The organism is Chitinispirillales bacterium, assembly GCA_031254455.1.
Taxonomy (GTDB): Bacteria; Fibrobacterota; Chitinivibrionia; order Chitinivibrionales; family Chitinivibrionaceae; genus WRFX01.
Window position 1 is genome coordinate 1 of record JAIRUI010000110.1, and the last position, 6521, is coordinate 6521.

General features: G+C 41.4%; 5 protein-coding genes. 2 read left to right on the top strand and 3 right to left on the bottom strand.

The window, feature by feature from the left end; all coding sequences use genetic code 11:
• Window positions 1–137: 137 nt before the first annotated feature.
• Both LBH98_08625 and LBH98_08630 read right to left on the bottom strand, forming a co-directional pair.
• On the bottom strand, window positions 138–1295 hold the full coding sequence (locus tag LBH98_08625) for a hypothetical protein (protein MDR0304812.1): 1158 nt from the start codon (window positions 1293–1295) through the stop codon (window positions 138–140).
• Entirely contained in the window at window positions 1292–2389 is a 1098-nt protein-coding gene (locus LBH98_08630; protein ID MDR0304813.1) for a polysaccharide deacetylase family protein, read from the bottom strand. The genes LBH98_08625 and LBH98_08630 overlap by 4 nt, the downstream gene beginning before the upstream one ends.
• 125 nt (window positions 2390–2514) lie before the next feature.
• Here LBH98_08630 and LBH98_08635 point away from each other — a divergent pair, with 125 nt between their 5' ends.
• Together LBH98_08635 and LBH98_08640 are read left to right on the top strand one after the other, a co-directional pair.
• Window positions 2515–4611, top strand: a complete 2097-nt coding sequence (locus LBH98_08635) for a hypothetical protein (GenBank protein MDR0304814.1) — start codon at window positions 2515–2517, stop codon at window positions 4609–4611.
• An 18-nt stretch (window positions 4612–4629) separates the two neighbouring features.
• Window positions 4630–4860 carry a NifU family protein gene (locus tag LBH98_08640; GenBank protein ID MDR0304815.1) on the top strand — a complete coding sequence of 77 codons (231 nt, stop codon included), beginning with the start codon at window positions 4630–4632 and terminating at the stop codon, window positions 4858–4860.
• A gap of 62 nt (window positions 4861–4922) precedes the next feature.
• Here the strand turns inward: LBH98_08640 and LBH98_08645 are convergent, their stop codons facing one another.
• Window positions 4923–6365, bottom strand: a complete 1443-nt coding sequence (locus tag LBH98_08645; protein MDR0304816.1) for a leucine-rich repeat protein — start codon at window positions 6363–6365, stop codon at window positions 4923–4925.
• Window positions 6366–6521 lie beyond the last annotated feature (156 nt).

Below are 6521 nucleotides of genomic sequence, written 5' to 3' on the forward strand. Positions count from 1 at the left end.
ATTACGATAACATTATAATTCTAAAAGTAAACCAACTTAACAACACGTAATATAATTTCTATTACCTTATTATGTCAAGACCTTTCTCATGCTTTTTTATATAAAGAAAAAATGGAAAATATAAAAAGAAAGATAAATTATAGTTGAAACGACAAACCGCCGCCCCAAGAATCTTTCGTGAAAAACATGTCGATAGAAACCATTTTGATATTTATACCAAGTCCGCCGCTAAAATGATTTTTCCACCCAGTATAATCCAGTTGTCCGTTTTCAAATGTTTTGTAAATTTCCGGAATCCAAGCCCAGCCGAATCTGCCGCAAATTATATGATTTAATTGTAATTCGGCTCCGCTATGAACTTCCGTACGATGTTTTAATTTAGTGGATTTACGTAAATCTTTATTCATGAATCCCCAGAATCGTAAATCTAACGGAACCATAAGAAGTACTTTATTATTTGCAAAAGGAAGCGAAACATTTGCCGCCAACAAAAAATCATTGTATTTTTTGTTTAGAAAGCCGATTGTTTCTTTCTCGGAAAATTCGTAATATGTCGAATCGTAGTTGATCGTTATCACGCTTGAATCAGACGTTAAAAGAATTTCCGGCGTCAATTTCGATTGAAGGTGCGGGTTATTGGACGTCCAAGAACAACCCAAAATATTTTCAAGCGTAATTCCCCACGAAAGCACCTTTTTGGTTCCGGACTGATAAAAACCCAAATCTGTAGAAACTGCGTTGTATCTTGCTTTAACATCTCGCACAAAACTATCATAAAAATAATAATTTGCGCCGTGTGAGACCGTATCTTTTCTTATCGGCAGTAATCCGCTTTTTGGCAAACTCCCGTTGAAACCGCAGAAAGAAATATTAGCTCCGATAAAGAGCGGATCGTCTTCAAAATTGTCGTCTATCAACGAACCGTAAGATATTGTCGCTCGGTGGAATTTTCGGCTATTGTTTTCGTTCCTCAGATTGTATTCCATGCCGACGTATTTTCCTTTTCCCAATGCAAGCGAACCGCCGCCGCCGGTTTTATAAAAATCAAATTCACGGTTGCCTGAAGCGGTATATGTACCGAAAATCGATGCCTTGTTTTGCGAGAAGTAATGCCACGCCGCGGGAACTGCCGGATTAAGCGACATGCTGCTTGAATTTGTCGGAAACGCCGCTCCAGCATTGAAATACGTAGTATTTACTATTGATCCGGATTCCGATAACGACGATATAAGCGGAAACGTTTCCGAAAATGCGATAGAAATTACCGTTATTAAAATTATTGCGGTTTTTTTCATAATTCTTTCGGGTTTCTCATCCATTCAATAATTTTAATCGGCGAAATGATATAAACTTCCGGCTTGGTTTGCGCATAATCTAAAAATTCTTCAATCGCTCTTCTGCGTTCCTGTTCCGAAACTTTTACAGTCGGCTCGCTGTCGTAATCCTGCGAATAAATTCCCGTATGTCCGCCCAAAACAAACGGCGCACGGTTGCCCGAAAGCCGTAAATCAAGCGTGTATTTCATCGTAGCGAGAAACTCGTCGGCGGTCATTTGAAATTCAACCCAGCAGTTATAATCAAATCCTGTAATTTTTCCGTCGGCTTCGTTAAAATATGTTTGCAATTCGGCGTATTTTTTCCGCAAACCTTTCGCAACTCCGTATTTTTCGCATAATTCGTCCGGCGGAACGATAACGGCGCAGGCGGGAACTTCCCAAATTCCTTGATGACAGCCGACTTCTTCTATTTCCGGATTTTGCGAATGTGTGAATTTATTACCTGGGCTTCCGGAATCGAGAGTGTAAGGGAAATAAAAATTTCTTCCGTCCTGCTCGTCCTGAAAACCTTCTTCCAAAGAACAATCATAGACAAAACCCATCTTTTCCGCCGCCTTCAGCGTATTTGCGTTATAAGATAAAAACGGCGTCCTGAACGATTTAATTTCGCTCTTTGCGATTCCTATTCCCGTATTATCGCTGTCGCTTCCTTCTTCATACTTTTGAGTGAGTGTGTTTATACATTTATTCATTTCAATAAGCCATTCGTCAACGTCGAATTTTGCGCCGTCAGGGTGCGAATGCGTGTGACAGCCGATTTCACAACCCTTATCCAAAGCGTATTTCCATGATTTTTTCACCAAATGCGTCGGTTCTTCCGCTTCGTCGCTTGTAATATAAGATGAAGTAAAATAGAACGCACAGGAACAATTTGTTCCGTCGGGATTTTTTCGGTTTACAAAGGCATCAACCGCCCATTTCATTCCTTCTGTTCCTTTTTGCACGGTTAAGCCGCTTCTTTCGTTATCGTCGAATCCTATTGTTACGAATTGCGGAATGTTTTGACTTTGCAAATTTTTCGGCGGTTTTTGCGCCGGAAAGAATTTATCCATAATTACTCCTAACGATTACTTTATCGCATTTAAAATAATATTTTGTATCGATACATATTACAAAAACAAGCAAATTTCTCAGGAATGAAGTAAATTCAAAATGTAATATAAAATAGGGAGTTTTTATGAAACAAACGAATTTTTTATTTTTCTTGATTTGGATGGCATATTCGGTATTCGCTTTCGATTTTTCGTTGAAAACAAATGTCGATGCCGATGTTACGTTCAAGAACGAAACCGGCGGTTATTCGCAAACCGAAAATACGGTTGGCGGACAGGAAAAAAATGTTTCTATAAACTGGATAAACTCGCAGATGAACGTAAAAATTTCGGTAATATCCAAAAACGGTCGATACAACGATACCGCTTTTACGGCAAAACTTAAGGAGTACCCGGTAAATTTTCCGGCGTGGGATAAGAACAAATCATATCCGATACAATATACAAAAGTCTCGCATAACGGGAAAAACTGGAGAAACGAATGGTACGCAAATGCAGGCGCGGAGCCGGGAAAGGATGACGTTTGGAAGGAAATTGACGAAGAATTACCGATTTTGGTAAATATAAATCTTTCTGCCAAACCGCTTCCGACAGATACCGCGTTTATTCCGGTTTATTCGGAAAATGATGTCGTTATCGACATTAGAGGAGAAAATAATTATAATAAAAGAGTCGAACTCAAAGCAAAAGAGCGCGATACGCTTATTTTACCGCTTGGAGCGGTAGAAAATGGAAACGCTATAAAAAATAACTCTGCAAACAAGAAAATTTCATCGGCAAGATTAATTTCCCAGCAGGGTAGGCACTTTCTTTCGCTTTCGCCAAACGATTACAAAAACGGCGAAATTAGAGTTGTCGGAATTAACGGAAGAGTAATTTCAGCCGACAAATTGACCGGAATTAACCAAACGAGCGTAACCGTTTCAAACGTTGCCGCCGGCGTTTATTTGCTCAATGTTAAAGGTGCAGGGGGGGGGAGAGGAACTGATTTTACCGGTAAAATTATGCACAACGGCGGTGATTTACGTATTGCCGCGTCGTTTAACGGACAGTTTGAAGTCGGCGGACTTGTAAATTCAAGAACGATGATATCTGTAGAAACAAGAGGGAGTGGAGTTGATTTTACATTATCGGTTATTGCTACAAATTTGGGCGCAAAAAATATTTCGATAAGCGCGTTTGGCGGAATGAATTCGGCAGTGTACATCTCCTTTCTTAGTGAAAATTTCTCGCAATTGATGGATGAAAACAAATACAACGAGTTTTTCCCGAACAGGTATGGGCTTGGTTACGGGAATTATATAAACAATCCGCTTCCGAGCGATCCGTCGCAAATTCTGAAATTACAGTCCGATGGCGATTACGACTTTTTTACGTACAATTCGTTGTTAAAAGCGATTGATTCTTTAGGACAGATAGAATTTGATTTGGAATGGGCTTGCGATAATAACGGAATGCCGATGGGCGGGTATCAAAAAATCGAATGGACTAATAAAAAAACCGGCGTAAAGAGAACATTTAAGATGCCTGCCGATTATGACGATTGGGAAACAAAAATAAAAGTCGGTAAAATTGATTACGCCGCATTTTGCGGCGAGGGGAGTTTGAGTGTAAGAAAACAGGAGCTTGCGGCGTTTTTGGGGAATATTTCACACGAAACGACCGGCGGCGGTTCTGAAGAAAAGACGAAAACTTGGGGCTTATATTGGCGTGAAGAAGTTGCTTGGCAAAATGGCGGCAATTCGCTTGGTTATATTGACGGGGGAAACAAAAGTTATCCCCCTGCGCCGGGAAAATCGTATCACGGCAGAGGTCCCATACAAATTTCTTGGAATTACAATTACGGACAGTTGAGTGAATTTTTATACGGCGACAAACAAATTTTACTTGACAATCCAGACGCTATTTGTCCCAAAAAACCGGAAGACGCTACGTTGGCGTTTATGTCAGCTGTTTGGTTTTGGATGACACCGCAAGTACCGAAACCGAGTTGTCATCAGGTATATGCAGGAACGTGGAACCCAAGCGGCGAAGACATCGCCAAAGGACGTGATAAATCAAAATTCGGTATGGCGATTTTTATTATAAACGGCGGTTTGGAATGCAATGGAATCACTTCAAGCGATTACAGAGTTGTCGACAGAATAGATTTTTACAAACGGTATATAAAAGCGCTTGGCGAAACACCCGAAGGCAAGTGTGATTGTGACAATATGAAATGAAAATGCGAAAGGAGTTACATGATGGGTACCACGGAAGAAAAAATTAAAGAAGCGATTGAAGGAGTTCGTCCTCATTTGCAGGCGGACGGCGGGGATGTGCGTTTCGTATCGTATGAAAACGGGGTTGTAGGCGTTGAACTTCAGGGACGCTGCGGCTGTTGTCCGATGGCGAAAATGACGTTAAAAAACGGAGTGGAAGCGGCGATTCGCGAAGTCGTTCCGGAAATAGTCGAGGTTATCGAAGTATAAAAAGGAACGGAGATTTTCAGGGCGAGAACTAAATCTCGCCCTGAACGAAAACAATTACGTAGTCAGATTTTAATCTTTTGTTTCAATACCGACACGCCCGCCTGCTTGACGTTCAGAATAAACATTCCATTGCCAAGATTATCTGTTTTCAGTCTGGTGGCATTTACGCCGTGTGTTGCGTTTATGTTTACATTGCCTACAAGACGTCCCTGAATGTTGTAAAGTTCGGCGACGTATTCTCCCGCTTTCAGATTTACGTTTATCTGTCCGTTCTCTATACCGGCAAAGGAAATTGAAACTATTTTGTTCGCCGCAACTCTGTTCATAATATAAACTTCACTGCCGATTGCCGCCACGTCAAAGTTTTTCCAGACATTCGTCGTCTGGTACAAACCAAGCGCTTCAGCCGAAACATACAGCTTAACATTCGACATATTTACATCTTTGAACGCTTCCGAAACTATTGTTTGCGGCATCGGCGCTCTATTGGTAATTTTAGTTAAACCTTCCCAGCCCCAAAAAGCGGTACTGCCAATTTCGGTAACGGATGCGGGAATATCAAGTTCTTTAATATTACGGCACCACAAAAAAGTATTGCCAGGTATATTTGTTACTCCGTCCCCTATATTAAGTTGTGTTAAATTGTAAGAGCCCTTAAATAACCCTTCGTCAGTCCGCTCCTCGTAGTCGTCATAAGTATAATCGGCGTTAATACAGTTGTAATTAAACGAAGTCAAATTATTGCAATAATAAAATGCGCCGACGCCGATTGAAGGTACGTTTGCACCCAAAGTCACACTGCTGAATCCGCAGCGACCGAAAGCTTCCATACCTATTGTTGCATTAGGAACGGTTAATGTTCCGGTTAATTTGCCGCAAGAAAAAAATGCGCCGGCGTAGATTTGGCTGACCGATTCGGGAATGATTAAATCTCCCGCTAGTCTTTTGCAGCCGTTAAACGCCAATTTACCTATAGTCTCCACAGAGCTGCCCAAGGTAAGTTTAGTCAACAGACTGCATGCGGTAAAAGCGTTGTCGTCTATTAATGTAACGGAATTTGGAATAATAAGTTCTCCTGCTAAAAAGTCGCAATTGTTGAAAGCCATTCTGCCGATTGTTTCGACGGAGTTTGGAAGAATTAATCCTTCAATAAACCTGCAATTATAGAAAGCGCTTGCGCCGATTGACTTAACCGACTTTCCGATATTCACAACAAATGTATATGAATGTTCGTAAAAAGCGGCGCTGCCGATGGAAGTTACCTCGTCTCCTATTTCTATTACGGCAATTTGTGTTTTATACTGCGCCCATGGGGCTGCATGAGAACCAGTTTCGCCGTAATTTGGCATATCTCCCTCTCCAGTAATGGTAAGTACGCTGTTTTGAATTTGCCACGTAAGCGGACCGGCTTGGAAAGGTCCGATTTTTGAATTTTGCCCGAACACACAAATTACGGCGACGGCAAGAATCGCCGCTGTTTTTAGAAACAGTTGCTTGTTTTGCATAGAAACTTCCTTTGTTTTTATTATTTTGAAATCATGTAACCGAAGACCGAAGACCGAAGACCGAAGACCGAAGACCGAAGACCGAAGACCGAAGACCGAAGACCGAAGACCGAAGACCGAAGACCGAAGACCGAAGACCGAAGACCGAAGACCGAA